Raw genomic sequence first — 23,017 nt, 5'->3', positions numbered from 1 at the left:
AAAGCATCACTCCCATGTTCATTATAGTTAATATATAATAAAAAATAAAGTTGCTTATAAAAATCATATCATACCATTGTTCTAGAGGGATTTTAGATACTTAATTTCCTTATCAGTTAAATGTCTCCATTTTCCAACTTCTAAATCTCCCAATTCCAACTTCCCTATTGCAATTCTTTTTAAATTTATTACTGGATGTCTTATGTATTCACACATTTTTCTAACCTGTCTATTTCTTCCTTCATGAATCGCTATTTCCAACAAAGATCTATTTCCATAACTTTTTACAATTTTTACATAGGCTCTGGCAGTCTTTCTTCCTTCAATCATTAAACCCTTTCTAAACTTGTTTAATTTCTTACTATTTGGTATACCTTCGACTAATGCTAAATATTTTTTTTGCACTTCATATTTTGGATGAGTCAATTTATAAGCTAAATTGCCATCATTAGTTAATAGAAGCAATCCAGAAGTATCCTTATCAAGTCTCCCAATAGGGAATATTCTTGCATCTATTCCTTCAATTAAATCCATTATTATTTTATCATCTGGGTGACCTTTAACAGTTGTCACATAACCTACAGGTTTATTTAACATTATATATATTTTTTTTCCTTCTAGCTTTACTATCTTATTATCAACTTTAACTATATCCTTTTTAGGATCCACTTTAGTTCCCAATTCTTTTATTACTTGGTCATTTACTTTAACCCTCCCCTGTAAAATTAGTTCTTCTGCTTTTCTCCTTGAGGTTATTCCCGCTTGAGCTATATATTTTTGCAATCTCATATACTAAACCTCCCTCTTGATACTAAATCCATTTTAGCTAATTAATGAGATTTTGTAAATTACATATATTTTGCCTTGATAGATAATTTTCATTTCTAATTAAATTACATAGGTTAATTATCATGGTTTTTCTTACCATAAAAAATAAAGCCTTTGGGCCTATTAATCTCTAAACCTTCTAATTATCCTTTTAATAATTGATAATTGATCTATATTTTCTTTTGCTATTATCCTATCTTTATGAATAATTTGTCCATCTAAATAAACTGTTATATCTCCTATTTCATCACCCTTATTTATAGGGGCTTCCAAATAGTTGGGAAGTTTTATATTTAGCTTTACTTTTTCAAGCTCCTCTTCTTTCAACGGATATAGAAAGGTTCTTTTTGCGATTGCAGGTATGATCTCCTTTTCTCCATTTATAACAGGTATATTTTTGAAAAATTTCCCTTCTTCGTATATTACATAGTTCTTAAAATTTTCAAATCCATAATCCATTAACTTGTAGCAATCGTTAAACCAATTGCTTGCATTTAATACCACTGCAATTAATTGGATATTATTTTTAGTAGCACTAGTTACCAAACATCTTCCAGACATAATGGTATAGCCTGTTTTTACTCCATCACCTCCTGGATATTCCCATAAGGTCTTATTTTTATTATAAAAAATATTATTCTTATTTCTGTTAGCCCTCCAAGTTTTAGTGCTTACTATTTCCTGAAATTTTTCTATTTCAAGTGCTTCTGCTGTTATTAACGCTAAATCGTATGCTGTTGTATAGTGATTATCAGCATATAGACCATGGGGGTTAACAAAATTTGTATTTATTGCACCTATTTCTCTAGCTTTACCATTCATAAGTTCAACAAAACTTTCCAAATCATTTCCAATATGATTCGCAATTGCCATTGCAGAATCGTTGCCCGACCTTAACATTAAACCGTACAATAAATCTTCTAAAGTTAAAGTTTCACCTTCTGCCAAATAAATACTTGAACCTTCAATTCCAACCGAATTTTTTTTTATTGTTACTAAATCATTTATATTGCCATTTTCTAAGGCTATTAAAGCAGTCATAATTTTTGTTGTACTAGCCATTGGCAATTTAATATGAGGTTGGTAACTAAATAAAATCCGCTTCGAATTTCTATCTATAAGAATAGCACTTTGAGCACTTATGGCAGGTTTTTCTCCACAGACTACAGTATTAACAACTAATAAAGCTATTGATAAAAAAACCAAGAATATATGCTTCAACAATAAAACCTCCTTTTCAGTAAAATTAATAGAAGCAGAAATGTTCTGCTTCTTAAGATGGATTATGGACATTGTCTAAGTTCTCTCGTTCATTCTTGTACTGTTTTTCTTTTTTTATGGACTGTTGAATGCTATCTGCCAATTTATTTATAAAATCAAACAAACTAGCTAAAGCAGTGTTGCCCTCATCTACAGTTAGCAATTTAATATGACCATTTCCTGCTACAATAAACCCTACTGGTTGAACCGAAACTCCAGCTCCGCTTCCTCCGCCAAAGGGTAATTTGAGTTCATCAGGTCCATTTTGTGATGAGTTATTTTTTTTATTGAATTCACTGCCTCCTGATGCAAATCCAAAGGAAATCTTTGATACAGGTATAATGACCAATCCATCTGGAGATTGTACAGGTTCTCCAACTATAGTATTTACATCGACCATTTCTTTCAAGCTATTCATAGTAGTTTTCATTAACCCTTCTATTGGATGTTCTGTCAACCTTCTCACCACCTTTATTAGATTTTAAAATCCAAATCCATACAGTTATAATATAGACCATTCTTATTTTTATTATGCAATTAAATTCAATCTCCAACTGATTTTCTAAAAAGCAAGGAATTACATTAAAACTCAATTTTTTCACATCTTTTTCATTCAAAAGTAAACCGACGATAAAACTCTTAATAATCCAAATGAACCCAGTTATCATCCCAACAAGAAATGCATCCTTTAACCCTATTCTTGTTTCCCAATGAATATGTTCAACGACAATCTTTTTTAAAATGGTATTTACAAACTGTTTGTATTTATCATCCCTAAATAATGATCTTGTTCTATCTATAAATCCAGTATTATATTTCCTACTTCTATTCTCCTTATCAAAAGGATATATTTCAGGCTTTATTAAACCAAACAAATATGATGTAGTGACTTCTAAATAGCTATAATCCATTCCATATCTAAAATCAATAGTAAATTTTACCGGATATATCAATAATAGGACTAATAGTATTGGTATAATGAATACGATGTACTTCATCCTTTCACCCCAAACGTTATCTAACAATACCTATTTTCTCCAAAAAGAAGAAAATGATACATATTTTACATGTATCAAAAAAATGAGATAATTTATGTATTTGTGGTCAAAAAAAACTTGTGAGAATATACATTAATTCCCCAAGTCTTCAAATTTTTCATCAATTTCATAATCTAACAAAGGTGGAAGTTCATTAATATCTTTTAAACCAAAATATCTTAAAAACTCTTTTGTAGTTCCATATATTATTGGACGACCAGTCTTTTCCAACCTTCCCTTCTCTTCAATTAACTTTTTATTTAATAAGGTTTCCAAGGCTTTATCACATCTTACTCCTCTAATCGCTTCTATCTCACTTTTTGTAATTGGTTGCTTATAAGCTATTATAGAAAGGGTTTCCAAAGCTGCATTGGAAAGATTCCTATTATTTTTATTCTGAGTCAGCTTGCTTATCCAAGGATAAAACTCAGGTCTAGTTGATAGCTGGTAAGTATCCTCTACTTGTACTATTTTTAATCCCCTTCGGTTATAATCGAATTCATCAATCATTTCCTTCAAAATATCCTTAATGGTGTTATTGTCTTCCTCTAATATATATGCAATATCCTTTATAGATAAAGGATCCCCCCAAACAAATAATAAGGATTCAATAATAGCTTTCAATTCTCTTCTGTCCACTTATACTACACCCTCTTTATCATTTTTAGTGATTATAATATCATCAAAATTATTTTCTTGATATATTTTTATATATTTTATCCTTATTAGTTCTAGTAAGGATAAAAAGGTAACCACTATCTCTTTCCTGTTAAAAGTTTTTCCTAATAATTGACTAAATTTTATTTTTTTATTATGTTTAAGTATTTCCTTCATTTTCGCTATAGAATCATCAAGAGTATATTCTTCCTTTTGAATTTCATTTAAAATAATAGAACTATTGTCCCCATACCTTTTTCTTACTATATTATTTAATGCTTTAACCAAGTCCTTAAGTTCCATTTGCTCTAAAAAGTCTGTTTTATCTACAAAAGGACTTAAATCTTCCTGTGGCTTATAATATACCTTATTTTGTATATCTTCTAATTGTCTAAATCTATTGGTAACTTCTTTATATTTTTTATATTCTACTAATTTTCTTACCAATTCTAATCTTGGGTCATCATCGTCTTCTTCTGACATTTCTTCATTAGCTCCTTTTTTTGTCTGAGGAAGCAATAATTTTGATTTTATTTCTAATAAGGTTGAAGCCATTATTAAAAAATCACTTGTTACTTCTAAGTCTAATTCCTCCATTTTTGATATATAATCTAAGTATTGCTCTGTTATTTCATTAATTGGTATATCATAAATATCAATTTGAGCTTTTTCTATAAGATGTAATAGAAGATCCATAGGACCTTCAAAAGTTTTCAATACAATTTTGTATCCCATAATGCACTCCTATCAAGTTATGATTTTTATTAATAAATTCATACTAATATAAATAAGCGGACTTAGTATCTTATCTATAGTATCAGTAATAATTAATAATATTAAAACTATATATAAATACCGTTCATTTTTATAGAATAGGTATTCATATTTATCTGGTAGCAAACTTGCTAGAATTTTAGAACCATCTAGAGGGGGAAAGGGTAATAAATTAAAAACCCCTAACATTATATTGTACCACAATGCTATTAGTAAAATATTTTGCATCAAATAACTGGTAACTATATTTTTTGACAATATTATCCCAATAATTATAGCTAAAATAAAGTTCGACAATGGTCCAGCTAAAGAAACAAGCAAAGTATCTCTCTTTCTATTTTTAAAATAAATAGGATTTATGGGTACAGGCTTGGCCCACCCAAATCTAAAAATAAGCATAAAAATTAAGCCGACCACATCTAAATGTTTTAAAGGATTTAAAGATAATCTGCCTGAATTTTTAGCTGTGTTATCCCCTAATAAATATGCCATATATCCGTGTGAGAACTCATGAACTATTATTGCTAATAATAAACCTGGAAACCTTAATATTATATCCTGCATTTTATCTATCTCCTTTAATTATTTAACCTCGACTTGCAAGTCGAGGTTTCTGATTCTATTTTATAATGTTTTAGTGTAAAATACAAATAGTATTTATTATCATTTGCTAATTAGTAAACTTTTTATAGTTTTTTTAAGCATTTCTTTAAAGTTAGCCTTATCTACTTTAGTCCTTGAAACCAATCTGATTGTATCTGCTTCATGACCATCAACTCTTACAATTAACCTGCCAATTTCTTGCCCTTTTTCAATTGGACCTTCTAAAAAATCAGGCAAAACTATTTCTTTGCTTATATTTGCTTTATCGCCTTTAGATATTAGTATAATGCTATCTCGATCTAAGACTGCTTCTACGTGTGAAATATTACCTTTATGAACCGGAACCTTACCTAGTATATCTCCTCTTTTTCCTATGGTTATAGAATCATAATTAGCAAATCCATAATCTAGCAATTTTATGGTTTCATCAAATCTTATCTTTGATGTTTCAGCCCCCATAATGACGGCTATTAATTCAAGATTACCTCTTTTAGCAGATGCTGCTAAACAATATCCTGCTTTGCTTGTCGAGCCGGTTTTTATCCCTGTAGTTCCATCATAATCCTTTACTAGTCTGTTGGTATTAACAAGGCTTTGTACTTTATCTTTCTTTATTCCTACTAATATTTCATCCATATATATAGTTAACCATCTATGTATTTCATCGTATTTTAATAATTCTGCGGACATTAACGCTACATCGTAAGCTGAAACATATTGGTTGTCATCAGGAAGCCCTGTTGCATTGGTAAAATTCGTATTCTTCATCCCTAATTCTTTTGCTTTGTCATTCATCATTTTAACAAATAGTTCTTCACTACCTGCTATATGTTCTGCTAAAGCCACAGAAGCATCGTTAGCAGACCTTATGGTTATTGCTTTAAACAGGTTCTCAACCGTTTGGGTTTCCCCTTCTTCAAGCCAAAGTTGACTTCCACCCATTCCTGCTGCATGAGAACTTATCCTTACATTATCCGTTAATTTTATTTTACCTGATTCTAAAGCTTCCATTCCCAGCAATAGGGTCATTATTTTACTTATGCTAGCAGGAGGTACTTTCTTGTGAGAATTTTTTTCGTACAAAACTTCTCCGGTATTAAAATCCATCAATATGGCAGACTTAGCTTGAATATTTAATTTATCATCAGCATAAATCCTATAAGGTGTGGAAGCAAAAATCATTAATATCAGAATGAAGGAAATGATTCGCCTATTCACTTTATAACCTCCCAAATTAATCTTTACTTTTATGGTATCCATTCAATTCCTTAGTTATACAAACTATTATTAAAAATTAAAAACTCTACATAAAAAAACACCTTGTAATAGATTACAAGGTGTTAAATATAAAATACACTTAATATAATTCGACACCATCTTTAGTTACAAGGCCATATATTAATTTTTTGGGTTCTTCATTCCTAGTGCCAATTACATATATATTCTGCAACCTTTTTTCTACTTCCTTACCTAGTTCCATATCGTTACAATGTATTTCAGCTAATGTTTCATCAATTTCTACTTTATCGTCTACCTTTTTAACTAAAATAATACCAGAAGAATAATCTATGGTAGACTCCATATTTTCTCTACCTGCTCCAAGTAACAAAGCACATTGACCAATTTCTTCAGCATTTAAGGATTTAACATAACCAGATTTGGTACTTTTAACTTGAATTATATACTCTGATTTTGGTAATAAATTTAAATTTTCTACCTGACTGATATCTCCTTCCTGATACTTAACTAGTTCTTTAAACTTATCATAGGCAGCTCCACTTTTAATTATTTGTTCTAACAATTCTCGTCCTTCAATTTCAGTTTCAACTCTTTTTGCTAAAACTAACAATTTGGAGCCTATGAATAAGCTAAGTTGTAGCAAATCTTCCGGACCATTTCCCTGTAAAGTCTCAATGGCTTCCTTAACTTCCAAAGCATTTCCAACAGCTCTTCCTAAAGGTTCATCCATATTGGATATTACTGCTATTGTTTCTCTACCATACCCTTGTCCAATATCTACCATAGCTTTAGCTAATTCAATGGCGTCATCAAGCTTTTTCATAAAAGCTCCACTTCCGATTTTAACATCTAATATAATTGCATTTGAACCAATAGCCAACTTTTTACTCATAATACTACTAGCAATTAAAGATAAATTCTCTACCGTAGCTGTAACATCTCTTAAAGCATAAAGTTTTTTGTCTGCTGGTGCTATATTGGCAGTTTGACTACATATGCAAATATTAGTTTGATTTGCATTATTAATAAGTTCTTCATCATCAAGCTCTACTCTAAATCCTCTAAAAGACTCCAGTTTGTCCAATGTACCTCCAGTATGACCTAAACCTCTTCCAGACATTTTTACAAATGGTACTCCACATGCGGCAACCATAGGACCTACTATTAAGGTTACAGTATCACCTACTCCTCCTGTAGAATGTTTATCTACCTTTATTCCATTTATTCCAGATAAGTCTACTATATCCCCTGAGTTTATCATTGCCTTGGTTAAATCTAAAGTTTCCCTTTTATTCATCTTGTTGAAATAGATAGCCATCAACAAAGCGGACATTTGATAATCTGGTATTTCTCCATTAGTATACTTCTCTACAATGAAGTTAATTTCTTCAGTAGTAAGTTCCTCCTTATCCCTCTTTTTTTTAATAATGTCGTATATCCTCATCTATTACACCCCTTATTATAATTAGATAGTATGCCAACTATCAGTTTCTCGAACTTACCTTTAACTTTTAAAGAAGTTTCTATAACTTCTTCATGGCTTAAAGGTTGGTCTAATATTCCTGCTGCCATATTAGTTATACAGGATATCCCTAAAACTTTAATTCCTTGATGAACTGCAACTATTACTTCTGGTACCGTTGACATCCCAACTGCTGAAGCTCCTAATATCCTTGCTAGTCTTACTTCCGCTGGCGTTTCATAAGAGGGACCTGTAAACCACATATATACTCCTTCTTTTAAATCAATACCAATATCTTTTCCAACATTTTTTGCTAACTTAATAAGCTCATTATCATAGGCTCGAGTCATATCGAGAAATCTAGGCCCTAATTCATCTAAATTAGGTCCAACTAAAGGATTTTTCCCTGTAATATTAATATGATCATTAATTATCATTAAATCACCAGGAGTAAAATTTTCATCAACTCCACCAGCAGCATTAGTAACAATTAATGTTTCTATTCCTAGGCCTATCATTACTCTGACTGGAAATACCACATCCTTTAATGGGTATCCCTCATAATAGTGGAATCTCCCTTGCATAGCTACTACATTTTTATTCCCTAATTGCCCCAAAATCAATTGGCCTTTATGTCCCTCTACGGTGGATTTGGGAAAGTTTGGAATCTCCTCGTACTTAATTATATGCGAATTCTTGATTTTGTCTCCTAAATCCCCTAATCCAGAACCAAATATAATACCAATAGTTGGTACTATATTTGTCCTTTCCTTAATAAAGTTTATGCTATTTTGTAATTTCTCCATATATTCCATTATTTACCTCCTAAGCTCTAGGATGTGTTTTTTATATACATCCCGTAATCTTTTATTTTCTATAGCGTAAGTGTATATTTGGGTGGTAGAAATATCCGAATGTCCAAGTACTTCCTGTACAGTTTTTATATCTGCTCCATTTTCTAATAAATGGACAGCAAATGAGTGTCTGAGGGTTTGAGGAGTAATCTGCTTATCAATTTTTAGTTTTTTCGAATACCCTTTTATAATTTTCCAAAATCCTTGCCTGGAAAGCCTGTCTCCATTATAGTTCAAGAAAAGAGCTTTTTCTTCTTCATTTTTTAATACTTCTATCCTATATTCACCTATATACTTTTTTAAGTATCTTAAAGCAACACTCCCTATTGGTATAATTCTTTCATTTTGCCTGCTATCCCCAATAATAAGTTGTCCTAAATCTAGATCTATGTTATCAAGATCTAAAGCAATTATTTCTGAAACTCGCATCCCAGTAGCATATAATAGTTCTAACATTGTTTTGTCCCTAATTCCCTTAAAATCCTTATCGCTGGGCTGGGATAATAAAGCATCTACCTCCTCCTTGGTTAATATACAAGGCAATTTCCTCTCAGGCTTTGGCGAGCGAAGGTTATGGGTAGGATCCTCCTTAATATAATTATTATTTAGCATGTACTGATAAAAACATCTGATAGAAGCAAGATTTCTAGAAATTGTAGAAGGTGCCCTCCCCTTCTTTTGTAATGACATTAAATAAGTAATTATAATGGTTTTATTCACCTCAGTACTATCTTTTATATCATTTTCTAATAGATATTCTTTAAACTGCGTTATATCTCTTATATAGGCATCTAAAGTATTAGAAGTTAAGGATTTATCGTTTTTTATATAGTTTATGTACTTGTTTAAAACAGAATCTGGCATAGCTTTTCTCCTTTGCTATTAGTAAAATGTTCTTTCCAAATTATAAACTATCAATTTAAATAACCGGTTAACATCTTTAAAAATATAGGTGATACATATCCTTCAATGATTGAACCAATAAGAATTGTAATATTGAATATAAAAAAGGTAATGGTATAATCTATAATTCTAGAAAAAATATTATTTTTTATAATACGTAATCTTCTCATCTTTATACTGTTGATAGAAAAAGTAAGCCCAATAGAAGCTATAGAGATTATGCCTGGTATAATAAATAGATTTTGTGGTAATATTCCTAGGATTGAAAATGCCAAGCCATTGATACCATATTCATGTACTAAAAATCCAACAGTAAATCCCAAGGCAAAACCCCTAAACAATATAATTATAGGTATTAAAGGTAAACCAATAAACACTATACCTAATATCCATATTAATCCAACAGTTTTAAAATTGTCAACTAAAGATTGCTTTAAAATGGTGATATGGTTAAAACTGTTGCTATTTATGCTCTTAAAGAAACTATTAAAGAATAATATCATTTCGTTTTTTTGATTAGCATCCAGTATTTTAATGGTCACTGAACCAATAATAATACCAATTACAAATAGGACAGTTATTAGAAAAAATATTATAAAACATTCCTGAAATATTCTAAATAGCCATCTTCTTACCTTATTTACCAATGATAAATCCTCCTTTCAATTAATACAAGCTTATATGAAATAATATGCATTGTAGGAGGATATTATCACAGGCTTATTTACTTAGAGTCTAAATACTTTTTTGCAAAGAAAATACTTATAATGGTTTTGCTATCAGTTATTTCACCCTTATTAACCATATCTATAAGTTTATGAATAGGAATTTCTTTTACTTGTATATACTCATTTTCATCTGGATCTTGTTTAACAAACTCTAAATCGGTAGCTAAAAATAAATAGACCTTTTCGTTGGTGAATCCAGGAGATGTGTAAAATTCTAGTATATATTCCATTTTATTTGCTTTAAATCCCGTTTCTTCAATTAATTCCCTAATTGCAGTTTCCTTGGGTTCCTCATTGATTTCAATCTTTCCAGCTGGAATTTCCAAAAGCATTTTTTCAACTGGTTTTCTATACTGTTTAACTAATATCAAGGATCCATCTTCTTTTATGGGGATTATTCCTACAGCTCCCGGATGTTCTACAATTTCTCTTTTAGAATATTTTTTACCCGGTAATTCTACTGTATCTACTCTAAGATTAACAATCTTACCCTCATACACCCTTTCAGACTTCATGGTCTTTTCTTCATAATTCATTTAATCATTCCTCCCCTATTTTAACCCTTTATAAACAAATTTCCCTACAGCACCAAGGGTTTTAAAGTATTCTTTATCATTGTTATAATCTCTACCCATGGTACTAACTTCAAGCTGGAAAAAACTTAATGCATTAACGATATCGTCCCCGTATTCATATATTATTTCATATTTATTTTCTATATCTAGCTTATCAATCTGAAGCTTTAAAATGTTTAACTTATTATCCTCTAATAGAGGTAATATTAACTTGCCGCCAGTTTTAACGATTTCTGTTAATACCGTTCTAGTATGGTGGCTTATTCCGAAATGGCGCTCCCTTGCATCTTTAAAACTAATTCGAGGCACTATAATGGCTTGCCCTCCAAGTGTATTAACAGCATCTATAATATGTCCTTGTTCTATCCCACTAAATCCATATTTAGTTCCCGTTCCAACTATACCAGGTCCCATTGCAACAATGGTTACATCACTTTTTAAAATCTCTTTAGCTGCAATCAACCCTGTGTAGATATTGGTACATTCCAAATCCCCTCCAAAAGCGTGCCCTATAGTAATAGTACTATCTATTAATTTTTTCGCCTTCAAATCTCTTACAGTATTACTAAAAGCTAAAGGTAACGCCCCGCCATCGGTCATTAAATAATTGATTTTTATTTTATTATCAAACCATTTTAACATTGCAGCAATAGGTCCTAACATACTATGTAGAGAGCCTACAATCACTGGATAATTGTTTAGGGACCTAAATTCGTTAAAAATGTGATGATATCCACTACCTTCTTCTTCTGCAGCTAACACCTTAAATTGGATAGGAGTATATCTTAATTTCATAATATGACCTTTACCTTCTAATTTTTTTGATTCATTGCTATAATTATATAAAACAAAGTGTGCTCCCCCAGTACCTAAAGATAGCTCTACAGCTGTGGTATTTACTATGACCATGTCTCCTTCCTTCACTGGTCCAGTAATATCTGTATAGTTTATTGCCCTTGAAATTGAGTTATTCATCTTAACTTTAATCCAAGAAACACGCTCATATTCCTCTTCAATTGTTACCACCTTTGCCTTACTATAACTTAACAGCATAATCCCTCCTATCTACCTAAATTATCAATAAACTTTAACAATCTATTGTCTTCTATAATTTGGGTAAAAGATACCTTTTCCGCTAATACATGCAAAACAATTAAAGCTATTAAAAATATTATTTTTGCTTCAAACACTTGAGTAAATGCGCAATATATACCTAGTGTGATACCAAGTATATTAGAACCAACATCTCCCATCATAGCTTTCCCTTTTAAATCTAATGGAAGATATATTACCAATATTCCATAAAAGGAATAAAAAAAGAAATTAAATTCCTTAACGTTACTTGTTATTAACATTATAATAGAAATTAATATAAATACCTTTATTGATCTGCCTGGTCTGAGATCAAACAAATTGATTAAATTGGTAAATAAAGCTATTATCAGAGTATTTATAATTATCTCTATTATATTCTTGCTAATTAGCAAGGAAATTAATAAGGATAAAAGGAATCCAGTTCCCGCTTTTATTCCGCCAGTTGTTAATTTCCCCTTTATGAAGGATTTGATGTGACCTTTAAACCCTTTAATATTTTTATCTCCAATTAAATCGTCAAGCAATCCTACCAATCCCATTAAAATAAAGGATATCAAATATAGAGCAATATTAGTCATTTTAAATTTATATATTAACATTATGAGATAAACACTAATCGTATGAATAAATACAAAGGACAAACCCATAGTATAGGGTATATCATCTCCTTTATAATTCTGGGATACAACATTATTTTCAATTAGCATGTTTAAAATCATCGGTACACCAATGTAGGATAGTACAAAACTTAAAACAAAACTCATAATTTCTATATTAGCCATAGCTTCACCTTCTAAAGAATAAAACTGTTAATGCTTTTAATATGCTAATAAACTGTTTCCCTCTATGTATAAATCCTTTGATAGATCTATCAGTATATCTATGAGTCATATTTACTGGCACTTCTTTATACCTATAACCGCCTTTTAAAGCTTGTATGGTCATAGCTATCTCTATACCATATCCGTCAGGAATATATTTAATGGATTCCATAATTTCTCCCTTATATACCCTTTGACCAGAAAGAGAAGTATCCATTTTATTACCTGTATAATAATATACTCCCCATTTTGCCAATTTTTTTACTAAACCAAAGCCTCCTTTGACTGTGGTATTTGCTGAAGGCTTAGGAAATTTAGCTATTGTAAAATCTACTTCATTTAATAATACAGGTTCTATTAGCTTTTTAACTTCAAAACTACTTTCTCCTAAATCTCCATCTATAAAACCAATATAATCATATTCCATTTCTTTTATAGCCTTTCTCATAGCATATCCTTTGCCCCTATTTTGAGGTAAGGAAATTAAATTAACATTTAGTCTCTTTACTATATCAACTGTATTATCTGTGGAACCATCATCTATTATCAATATTTCATCGATTAAATGGACCTTTTTTAGCCCATTAATTGTGGCTTCTATCCTATCTTCCTCATTATACACAGGAACAACAATTAATACCTTCTTATTATCCATTTTATCTCTCCTTAGAATATTCTATGGGTGGCAAGCTAGATTTAGGAGTTAATTCTTCTGCTGTTGGTTTTACACCATAATGGCCTGGTCTTCCTTCCATTGCCAATACTAAGGATACTTTGCCTACATTTGTATTTACATTATCAACAGTACTAATTCGAAATCTCTTATAAGCTTCGATATAAGAAAAATTTGAATTCTCTTTTTCAATACCTATAATTTGCTTATTCATTGATTTTGCAGTATCAATAATTACCTTATCAATCATATTAAGCCTATCTTTTTCCTCTCGTGCACTACCACCTGCTATAATTAAATAATCAACAGGCTTATTGATAAGTCCTACTACATCAATAAATCCTTTTTCAATTAGTTTTGATACCAATTTGGTTTCTTCTCCTTTTAGTATGGAATTCGTTAATTCAATTATACTATTTGCTATAAGCTGATTATTAAAAAGAGGAATGTCTAGTTCTTTATAGATTTCCCCCAACAATAATTCTTCGCTTGTCATCCTATCCGTTATTGTAGTTATGTTAACGATATTAGCACCAGCAGTTTCTAAAATTTGTCCAACTCCTGAATACATATAGTCCGACTTTGTTTCAATAATTGCAACATTAACACCATGCAATTTACCTTTTACTATCTGTTCATAAGTCGAATCTATGAAATACTTGTACATATCCCTTTCTTTCTCTACATATTCTATAGATGCTTTTAATTGCTTGTTTTCTTCTGATAGGAAGTCAAAGCGTTCCTCTAGCTTAGCAGCAATGTCTTCCTTCTGTTCTACAATAATACTTTGTGCATCAAGAGTAAACCCAATATATATTCCAATTCCTAAGGCAGCAAAAATTGCAACAATCGATATCACATAGAACTTCATATTTGGTATCATAGTTTTTCCTCCTCTACAATCCTAACATCATCCTAATCCTAATTTTTAATAATATTAGTAGTTCTCTCATAATAGGATGCATGAAGGTAACTACTAAAATTGGTATTAATGCTGCTATAGTAATTCCTATAACATATTTTAATTTAAATGTGCTGTGATAAAGTTTATTTACCCCCTTGGCATCAACAAGAATAGAACCTACTTTCAACCTTACTAAAAATGTGCTAGACATACCCTTTCTCCCTTTTTCCAAGAAATCAATCATATTTGAATGTGTTCCTACTGCTACAATTAAATCAGCCCTATTTGTATAAGCTAAAAGCAAAGCAATATCTTCACTCGTTCCAGGAGCAGGAAAAATTTTTGCTTCTATGCCTAAATTCTCAACTCTTTTAAGGCCCGGTGCTTTCCCATCAGGATAAGCATGAACTATTATTTCATCCGCTAGTTTTAAACATTTATCCGATACACTATCCATATCTCCTACTAATATATGGGGAGTATATCCAAAATCGAGTAAAGCATCTCCTCCGCCATCTACACCTATTAATATGGGTTTAACTTCATCTATATATGACCGTATAGCCTCTAGGTCCATCTTATAATCCCGACCCCTTACCACCACCAACACATGCTTACCTTCTATTCTCGTTTTGGTCTTAGGAACTTTAATTTTACCAGTAACTAGACCTTTTTCCTTTTTTGCATATTCTAAAGTATTTTCTATAAAATCTTCCAATTCCTTTTCTATATTAGCATAACCGATATCTAATAATTCTTCAATCCTATTTTTATCCAATAGCTGACACTCAGCTATTTTTTCCCCTCTTAAAATAATTGCATTCTCAGCAATCTCAACTATTTCGCCTTCATCTATTTTATCGAACAAATTATCTTTGCACTCGTAAATGGGAATATTTGCTTCCAATAAAACCGAGGGACCTTGATTTGGATATCTTCCACTAATAGTTTCGCAAACATTTATCACACACTTAACCTTTTTTTCTACTAATGAAAGAGCTGCTACTTCATCTAAATCTTTATGAGATATTAAAGCAATATCCCCGTTTTCCAGTCTATCAACTAAATTTTTGGTTTTTCTATCCTTTTTAACAGTTCCCTTTAAATACATAGATAATCCTCCTACTGGATGTTATATAATTATTGCCAAATAAATTTATAACAATAACCTTCTACAGAGTTAATTATAACACAATATATCAATGTATCAAAAATTATTAATCAAACAGAATAAGCCTTATTGCGTATAACTATTATTCTATTCAGACAGATTTAAAGCGACTCCTTTATTTAGCAATAACTAAATAAAGGAGTCGTCATTAATAAGTTTTTCATTTTATTTTATGCTATCATTATTGAACGGTTATCATTCCGATAAAACGATTTAATTTAAACACTTCTTTCCATCATTTCCATTTCTAATCTTAACTTATCAGCAACCATAGCAATAAACTCTGAGTTTGTAGGTTTTCCTTTATTGGTATTGACGGTATAACCAAATATATTTTCTATAGTATCCACTTTTCCCCTAGTCCAAGCTACTTCAATAGCATGTCTTATTGCTCTTTCTACTCTGCTTGGAGTTGTCTTAAATTTGGTCGCAATGCTTGGATATAATTCTTTTGTAACTGCACCTAAAAGTTCTATATCTTGAATTACCATTAAAATAGCTTCTCTCAAATATAGATACCCCTTTATATGGGCAGGTACTCCTATTTCGTGAATTATATTTGTAATTCTTGCTTCTAAACTCTTAGTCATATCTATATTCATACTACCATCTGGTTTTGGAATCTTTACATAGTCTCTTTTAGGCGTCATTGGCTCTTTATCACTTGCTCCAGAAATTTGCTTTAATCTTTTTATGAATATGTTGAAATCAAACGGTTTAACCACATAGTAATCTGCTCCTAATTCAATAGCCTTCTGAGTAATTTGATCTTGACCTACTGCAGATAATACTACAATTTTAGGTGTTTTATTTAATTCCAACGCATGTATTGCTTCTAGTACAGCTAACCCATCTAAATGTGGCATAATGATATCTAATATTAATATATCTATCCTTTCCTCTTTAATTTTATCTAATGCTTCTAATCCATCCTTTGCAATACCAACTACCTCAAACTCTCCTTCCCTAGACAAAAATTTACTTAAAATTTCACAAAATTCTCGGTTGTCATCTGCAATTAATACTCTTGTCTTCTCCAATTAAACTACCCCCTGTTTAGAATTATTGGTAATATTATCTATTCGACAAACCTTCTCTATTTCCTTCTATATTATGAAAAATCTTTAATTTTTTTAAAAAAAAAGATAGGCTTTAACCTATCAATAAGTTGAATTTGCTAATTTATTCTCTGTTTGATATTTAGGGGTTAATTGCTCCAACATCCATTCTATATATATACCATAACCCTTAGTGGGGTCATTTACAAAAACATGGGTTACAGCCCCTATTAATTTGCCATTTTGTATTATGGGACTTCCACTCATTCCCTGAACTATTCCTCCAGTTTTTTGTAATAAATCCTCATCCGTTATCCTAATTGTCATGCTTTTTTGACTTGGGAATTGTTGTGGTTGCACTTTTAAAATTTCTATTTCAAATTTTTCAATTTTATCATCATTTATAGTGGTTAATATATAGGCCTTTCCTTCCTTTACCTCCTCTTTGAAACCTATGGGAATTGGTTTTCTTTTATTTGACTGTATAAATTCATCACCTATAACTCCGAATATTCCATAAGGTGAATTTTTAGTTATTTGGCCCAATACTTTCTCTGTTTCATAAAAAATACCTTTAATTTCTCCTGGACTACCTCTCTTGCCTTGTTCGATATTAGCAATTTTTGCATTGGTAATCTTACCATACTCTATATTTAGAAGATTTCCTGTATCCATGTCTGTTATCCCATGTCCCAAGGCTCCAAAAGCTTTGCTATCCTTATCATAAAAAGTTAATGTTCCTATTCCTGCAGTTCGATCCCTTACCCATATACCTAGCCTATAACAGTTATCCTGCATGCTCCTTACTGGTGTTACCTCTGTTTCAAAATGTATTTTATTTCTTTCTATTAAAATTTTTACATTATTATCTTTAATCTCATTTAATAGGTCAACAACATGTTCAGCGTCTTTTACTTTAACATTATTAATTTCTAATATTGTATCTCCTGCCTTTATGCCTGCATCTTTTGCTGGATTATATCGTTTACCATCATAACCCAATATATCGGTCACTGCTACTACTAAAACGCCTTTGGTATTTATTTTTACTCCCAAAGCATTTCCACCTGGTACAAGATAAGGTCGTTCTACAACATTTACATCAAATTTTTTGATGGGTATTATTCCTAATAATCTCAGTTGAAATTGAGCCTCTCCAGTTTGAATACCATCAACTTTATAATTTTTTCTAAGGCCTTTAAATTTGCTTTCATTATAAGTGGATTGTACAATTGAATCATTATCCTCTACTACTGTTAAAGAAAAAGGGAAAGAAACATCTATATATTTGTTTTCTCCTTTTATTATTTTAATTTCAGTAGGGTAATATATTATATTCAATAACTGATTTATATAGTAAAAAATTAAAACTAGTACCAGTATAAAGAAAAATCTTTTATATTCTCTATTTCCATTCAAAGTGCAATCACTCCCCCAATCTACCCTCGATCCATTTCACCTCCAAAAATAATTTTAAACGTAAATATAATTTAGCCTTTTTCCACCCTATTTATACTTCAAAAATATTAATTATAATGTCAAGAAAAATAGAATTTGGCAAAAAAAAGACTTCTAAATCAAAGAAGTCTAAATATTAGGATTATATAATTTTAAAATTTCAATTAATTAAAGTTACTCTTTAACTTTTTAGACATCTCTAACATTTCTTTAGCATGCAATTTCGTAGTATCAGTTAAATTTACTCCTCCTAATAGTCTTGATAATTCATCTATTCTTTCTTCTTCATTCAATTTTTTCACAATAGTAGTCGTTTTATTATCAATAGTTTTTTTATCTATTAAAAAATGTGTATCTGCTAGAGCTGCTATTTGTGGTAAATGTGATATGCAAATTACTTGATGATTTTCTGATATCATTTTAATCTTTTCACCTACTACTTGTCCAGCTCTTCCACTAATACCAGTATCTATTTCATCAAATATTAGAGTTGGTATATGGTCATAATCTGCTAATGTCCTTTTAAAAGCCAACATGATTCTAGACATTTCTCCACCTGAAATAATTTTAGTTAAAGGTTTTAGTTCTTCACCTTTATTAGTAGAGATTAAAAATTCTATTCTATCCCATCCTATTTCGGTAAAATCCTCCAGCCTTTTAAAATCCACTTTGAAAACTACATTATCCATGTTTAAATCTTCTAATTCTTTAGTAATAAGCTTTTCTATTCTTTCGCTTATTTCTTTTCTTAAGTCTGTTAATTGGGCACAAAGAATGCTTAATTCTTCTTCAGCATTTCTAATATTGTTGTTAATTTTTACAATTTCCTCTTCGATATTAAGTAGTGTATTATATCTTGTCTCAATTTCATTTTTATATTCTAATATTTCATCAATGGTATTTCCATATTTTCTTTTTAATTTGTTTATTGTATCTATCCTTTTTTCTAATTCCATTAATCTTTCATCATCTATTTCTAAATTTTCTAGATACCTAATTATACTTCTATATAATTCTTGCAATTCATAGTTTATGTATTCCATTGTTTTGCTATAATCTTTTAGTTCATCGTCATAATCTTTAATTCTATTAATATTAGAAATACATTTGTTGATATTATCAATTATGGAAACATTGCCATAATTATTATCTTTCATCATATTAGCAATTTCGGCTAATGCCATCCCTATTTCCTTTATATTTGACATTTTACTATATTCTTTATAAATTTCCTCTTCATCAATATTTCCTAATTTTGAATTTTCAATTTCCTCTATCTGATATTTAAGAAGGTCCATTTCTCTATCTCTATCAATGGAATCAAGAGTTAATCGCTGTAATTTTCTTCTTTCACTTGATATTTCGCTATATTTATTAGCTACCTGTTCAAGTAAAAATTTTAATTTTGAACCTCCAAAAGTATCAATAAGCTTTATATGATTTTCTGTATTCAAAAGTGATTGATGTTCATACTGACCATGTATATCAACCAAATTAACAGTAATATTATTTAACATGTTTAAAGTAACAGTTCTACCATTAACCCTAGATATGCTTCTACCATTAGAATATATTTCCCTTGTAATAATTAAATAATTATCTGGATCACTATCTATACCATAGCTTTCCAATACTGAATTAATCCTCTGTGGATTTTCTAAGAAAAATATTCCTTCTAAAACTGCTTTTTCCTTTCCTGTCCTAATTAAGTCTCTATTTGCTCTTTGTCCAAGAATCATACCTATACTTTCAATTATAATAGACTTACCTGCTCCTGTTTCTCCAGTTAATACATTAAAGCCCTTTGTAAAGTTAATTTTTAAATTATCTATAATAGCAAAATCCCTTATGCTCAATTCCACTATCATTGCTATACCTCCAATTTAAGGTAAACCTAATCTTAAACATTTGCAATTTAATTCATAATCTATTTTAAAATTTTGTCATATAGTTTGTCATGAGCTTGAGATATAATGGTTAGAATCACTGATTTATCTATAGGTTTAATTTTTTCAGACTTAGTTATATTAGCTAAAAACTCGATATTCCCTGTATTGCCAGTTATAGGTGAAAAATCTAAACCAATTACCTTTAGCCCTATATTATCACAGTATTCAATTATATTTTCTAAAACTTCCTTATGAACCTTCTTTTCTTTAACCAAACCTTTTTTCCCAACTTTTTCCCTGCCAGCTTCAAACTGAGGTTTTATTAATGCAACAATATTACCACCTTCATTTAATAGTTTCTTAGCTACAGAAAGAACCAATTTTAGAGAAATAAAGGATACATCTATAGTAATAAAATCTACCAACTCACCAATATCTTTATTTGTAACATACCTAATATTTGTTCTTTCCATAACTATAACTCTTGGATCCATCCTTAAAGTCCAATCTAGCTGGCCATATCCTACATCTATAGCATATACTTTCTTTGCCCCATTTTTTAACATACAATCAGTAAATCCCCCAGTAGAGGCTCCTATATCTATTGCTATTTTCTCTTTTAGATCTATATCGAAAACATCTATTGCTTTTTCTAACTTCAACCCTCCTCTACTTACATAATTAATCGGGTTATTCTTAATTTTGATTTCATCATTTACATTTACTAGTTCTCCAGGCTTATCTATCCTTTTGTCTCCAATATAAACAACGCCTTCCATAATAATCCTTTTTGCTTTTTCTCTCGAATTTGCAAAACCCTTTTCAAAAATTAATATATCGGCTCTCTTTTTCGTCATATATGCCTCCTAAGAACACTATTTGTCATTAATTGCTTCTATTCTTCTTATCGGAAAATAAATCTATTCCCAATTTATCATCTATAATATTGACTATTTTGGCAGTCATCAAAATTATTTTTTCTGAATTCATTATCGCAATTGATTTACCAAAGGCTTTTCCTCCTACTGTAAAAGCAGCTACTAAAGAAGTTAAAGTTATGCTTAGCAGCATACCATCCTTTATATCATAAATTGCTATTAACTTATATATTATAGTTGTGCTAATAGCTCCACTTATTATACCACTTATATCTCCAATAACATCATTACAAAAATTTGACACTTGCCCTGCATTCCTGATCAATCTAATGGCATATTTAGCTACTTCTATTTTGTTTGCAGCCATAGCATGAAAGGACTTTTCTTCAGCAGAAGTTACAGCAATACCTATAATATCGAAAAATATACCCATAAATATAATAATTAATAATATAATGAAAGCTAACGCTATTTCTATGTTTTTTACCAATCCCTCTGTAATTACGCTTATAACTATAGCCATTATAAAAGTCCAAATTGTAATTAGTATAACCCATCTTAAATTATATTTCTCATACATGCCTACATCGTTTTTTTTACTCATGCTACTTAAATTCCTCCATATATGCTGGTATTTTAAAAGCTGATAGCATTATGCTATCAGCTTCGCTACAAGTGGCAGCATACTGAGTAAATCTTGCGGCTTAAGGTCCAGCAGGATTTCCCTAAAAGAAACTGTATGTTGCCATAACAGCGGTTTCCCTTTAATTCTTTTACTACCACGTCGCCATAAGTAGAACTGGATTGCCACTTAGTCCGCACTGTAATCCTCAATATGCCTCTGTTAAGAACAGTCTAGGAGTTTTCCTCAACAACCAGCCTAATCCTTAGCCTCTTTTGCAATATTGGTTTCGATAACAAAACTTTTCCTACTTGGGCCCTAAGTAGAAAGAGTTGAACTTATCATCCGCCAATATCACTCAAGGCAGGCTACTCTGTATGTTTATTTTTCAACATAACATACAGGTTTATCTTACCACAATGGTAAGTCTCCACGAAAGTAGGGTCAACGCCTGCATGCCATTGCAGATCGCCCCATCTTTCTTACTCCCTGCAACGACCCTCGACTGGGCGTCGCGAGCCGAAACAAGGAACTTCATCGATATGCCCTTCGACGGATTTTTAGCCCCGCCCTCGAGATTAGCTGTATTGACTAGAATACTGTGCCACTTGTTTAACTAAATAATTATAGCATAATACTAGTAAATTATCAACACTTTTAATAATTTCTATAAGTAAGCAATTTAACCAACTCTTTCAAAAAATTTACATCTCTATCTTCATAATAGCTTAATATATCAAATGCTTTTTGACTTAACTCATCTATTACAGATATAGCTTTACTTTTATCATGAAAACTTAGAAAGGTCACCTTGTTAACTAATTTATCCTTCTCCTCATCCAAAATATCATCTCTTATTTGATAAGCTAAGCCCAAATATAATCCAAATTTTCTCATTCTCTGTATATCTTCTTTATCTCCGCCCCCTAAAATAGTTCCAGCCACTACTGAGGCTTGAATGAGTGCAGAAGTTTTAGATTCATACATATAGATAAGCTTATTTATATCCATATTAATTTCATTGGATAATAAATCGACTACCTGGCCTCCAATCATTCCAAATATACCTGAATATCTGGCTATCTCATAAGCTGCCCACATATTCCTTTGATAATCGTCTAAAGTCTTTGAATTTCTCAGAGAATAATCCAACATAGTTTCGAAAGCTAAATTTAATAATCCATCTCCAGATAATATGGCTATAGCTTCTCCATAAACTTTATGAGTAGTAGGCTTACCTCTTCGGAAATCATCATTATCCATAGAAGGTAAGTCGTCATGGATTAATGAATAGGTATGTATCATCTCTACTGCTAATGCAAAAGGTAGTGAATTGTCATAATTTCCTTTAAACAATTCACTACTCTTTAACAAAAGGATTGGTCTTATCCTCTTTCCGCCATCTAACAAGCTATAATTAATGGATTCAAATATTAATTCTTGATAACCAGCTTTATCACTTAACAATTTATATAATTCCTCTTCTATTACATTCTTTATATTTATTAGTTCTTCATTTATTTCCATT

The 23,017-nt window shown here is 30.6% G+C and carries 24 protein-coding genes; all 24 read right to left on the bottom strand.

The genetic code is table 11. From position 1 onward, the window contains the following. Positions 1-81 precede the first annotated feature (81 nt). The 24 genes from BLV68_RS12400 to BLV68_RS12285 all read right to left on the bottom strand — a co-directional run bounded on the left by BLV68_RS12400 (position 82) and on the right by BLV68_RS12285 (position 23,016). Positions 82-789: a pseudouridine synthase gene (locus tag BLV68_RS12400; RefSeq protein ID WP_093754301.1), complete on the bottom strand. Its 708-nt coding sequence runs from the start codon at positions 787-789 to the stop codon at positions 82-84. 162 nt (positions 790-951) lie between these two features. Continuing rightward, complete coding sequence (locus BLV68_RS12395) at positions 952-2,049, bottom strand: D-alanyl-D-alanine carboxypeptidase family protein (protein WP_234949917.1); 1,098 nt, start codon at positions 2,047-2,049, stop codon at positions 952-954. Between the two features lie 52 nt (positions 2,050-2,101). Next, on the bottom strand, positions 2,102-2,554 hold the full coding sequence (gene ytfJ, locus BLV68_RS12390; protein WP_234949916.1) for a GerW family sporulation protein: 453 nt from the start codon (positions 2,552-2,554) through the stop codon (positions 2,102-2,104). Continuing rightward, on the bottom strand, positions 2,499-3,113 hold the full coding sequence (locus tag BLV68_RS12385; protein WP_093754295.1) for a DUF2953 domain-containing protein: 615 nt from the start codon (positions 3,111-3,113) through the stop codon (positions 2,499-2,501). The genes ytfJ and BLV68_RS12385 overlap by 56 nt, the downstream gene beginning before the upstream one ends. Before the next feature lie 105 nt (positions 3,114-3,218). Beyond that, positions 3,219-3,764: an SMC-Scp complex subunit ScpB gene (gene scpB / locus BLV68_RS12380; RefSeq protein ID WP_093754293.1), complete on the bottom strand. Its 546-nt coding sequence runs from the start codon at positions 3,762-3,764 to the stop codon at positions 3,219-3,221. Next, on the bottom strand, positions 3,765-4,517 hold the full coding sequence (locus tag BLV68_RS12375; RefSeq protein WP_093754291.1) for a segregation and condensation protein A: 753 nt from the start codon (positions 4,515-4,517) through the stop codon (positions 3,765-3,767). 12 nt (positions 4,518-4,529) lie between these two features. Then, positions 4,530-5,120, bottom strand: a complete 591-nt coding sequence (locus BLV68_RS12370) for a site-2 protease family protein (protein ID WP_093754289.1) — start codon at positions 5,118-5,120, stop codon at positions 4,530-4,532. A gap of 99 nt (positions 5,121-5,219) precedes the next feature. Next, entirely contained in the window at positions 5,220-6,377 is a 1,158-nt protein-coding gene (locus BLV68_RS12365) for a D-alanyl-D-alanine carboxypeptidase family protein (RefSeq protein WP_093754287.1), read from the bottom strand. A gap of 139 nt (positions 6,378-6,516) precedes the next feature. After that, positions 6,517-7,842 (bottom strand): pyrimidine-nucleoside phosphorylase, encoded by a 1,326-nt coding sequence (locus BLV68_RS12360; protein ID WP_093754285.1) that lies wholly within the window; start codon positions 7,840-7,842, stop codon positions 6,517-6,519. Then, positions 7,839-8,675, bottom strand: coding sequence for a purine-nucleoside phosphorylase (locus BLV68_RS12355; RefSeq protein ID WP_093754283.1), 837 nt, complete (start codon positions 8,673-8,675; stop codon positions 7,839-7,841). The genes BLV68_RS12360 and BLV68_RS12355 overlap by 4 nt, the downstream gene beginning before the upstream one ends. A gap of 3 nt (positions 8,676-8,678) precedes the next feature. Further along, positions 8,679-9,578 (bottom strand): site-specific tyrosine recombinase XerD, encoded by a 900-nt coding sequence (gene xerD, locus BLV68_RS12350; RefSeq protein ID WP_200773782.1) that lies wholly within the window; start codon positions 9,576-9,578, stop codon positions 8,679-8,681. 50 nt (positions 9,579-9,628) lie between these two features. Beyond that, positions 9,629-10,264: a stage II sporulation protein M gene (gene spoIIM / locus BLV68_RS12345; protein ID WP_093754281.1), complete on the bottom strand. Its 636-nt coding sequence runs from the start codon at positions 10,262-10,264 to the stop codon at positions 9,629-9,631. Between the two features lie 77 nt (positions 10,265-10,341). Next, positions 10,342-10,881, bottom strand: coding sequence for an NUDIX hydrolase (locus BLV68_RS12340; RefSeq protein ID WP_093754279.1), 540 nt, complete (start codon positions 10,879-10,881; stop codon positions 10,342-10,344). A 15-nt stretch (positions 10,882-10,896) separates the two neighbouring features. Beyond that, entirely contained in the window at positions 10,897-11,973 is a 1,077-nt protein-coding gene (locus tag BLV68_RS12335) for a DUF3866 family protein (RefSeq protein WP_093754277.1), read from the bottom strand. An 8-nt stretch (positions 11,974-11,981) separates the two neighbouring features. Then, the gene (locus BLV68_RS12330) at positions 11,982-12,797 is read right to left on the bottom strand and encodes a phospho-N-acetylmuramoyl-pentapeptide-transferase (RefSeq protein ID WP_093754275.1); all 816 of its coding nucleotides are present in this window, start codon (positions 12,795-12,797) and stop codon (positions 11,982-11,984) included. A gap of 4 nt (positions 12,798-12,801) precedes the next feature. Beyond that, positions 12,802-13,491, bottom strand: coding sequence for a glycosyltransferase family 2 protein (locus tag BLV68_RS12325; protein WP_093754273.1), 690 nt, complete (start codon positions 13,489-13,491; stop codon positions 12,802-12,804). A gap of 1 nt (position 13,492) precedes the next feature. Further along, positions 13,493-14,392 carry a copper transporter gene (locus BLV68_RS12320; protein ID WP_093754271.1) on the bottom strand — a complete coding sequence of 300 codons (900 nt, stop codon included), beginning with the start codon at positions 14,390-14,392 and terminating at the stop codon, positions 13,493-13,495. Between the two features lie 13 nt (positions 14,393-14,405). Then, entirely contained in the window at positions 14,406-15,524 is a 1,119-nt protein-coding gene (gene steA / locus BLV68_RS12315) for a putative cytokinetic ring protein SteA (protein WP_093754269.1), read from the bottom strand. 278 nt (positions 15,525-15,802) lie between these two features. Next, a complete protein-coding gene (gene spo0A / locus BLV68_RS12310) occupies positions 15,803-16,624 on the bottom strand; it encodes a sporulation transcription factor Spo0A (RefSeq protein WP_093754267.1) in 822 nt (273 codons plus the stop codon). Between the two features lie 120 nt (positions 16,625-16,744). After that, complete coding sequence (gene spoIVB / locus BLV68_RS12305; protein ID WP_093754265.1) at positions 16,745-18,061, bottom strand: SpoIVB peptidase; 1,317 nt, start codon at positions 18,059-18,061, stop codon at positions 16,745-16,747. Positions 18,062-18,264: 203 nt separating this feature from the next. Then, the gene (recN, locus tag BLV68_RS12300) at positions 18,265-19,968 is read right to left on the bottom strand and encodes a DNA repair protein RecN (RefSeq protein WP_093754263.1); all 1,704 of its coding nucleotides are present in this window, start codon (positions 19,966-19,968) and stop codon (positions 18,265-18,267) included. A 59-nt stretch (positions 19,969-20,027) separates the two neighbouring features. Then, complete coding sequence (locus BLV68_RS12295) at positions 20,028-20,846, bottom strand: TlyA family RNA methyltransferase (protein ID WP_093754261.1); 819 nt, start codon at positions 20,844-20,846, stop codon at positions 20,028-20,030. Positions 20,847-20,874: 28 nt separating this feature from the next. After that, the gene (locus BLV68_RS12290) at positions 20,875-21,471 is read right to left on the bottom strand and encodes a hypothetical protein (protein ID WP_093754259.1); all 597 of its coding nucleotides are present in this window, start codon (positions 21,469-21,471) and stop codon (positions 20,875-20,877) included. Positions 21,472-22,146: 675 nt separating this feature from the next. Continuing rightward, positions 22,147-23,016, bottom strand: a complete 870-nt coding sequence (locus BLV68_RS12285) for a polyprenyl synthetase family protein (RefSeq protein WP_093754257.1) — start codon at positions 23,014-23,016, stop codon at positions 22,147-22,149. Between the last annotated feature and the right edge of the window lies 1 nt (position 23,017).

Source organism: Tepidimicrobium xylanilyticum (assembly GCF_900106765.1).
GTDB lineage: Bacteria > Bacillota > Clostridia > Tissierellales > Tepidimicrobiaceae > Tepidimicrobium > Tepidimicrobium xylanilyticum.
The sequence above is the reverse complement of the archived record's forward strand: the minus strand, read 5'-3'. Positions and strand labels throughout refer to the sequence as shown.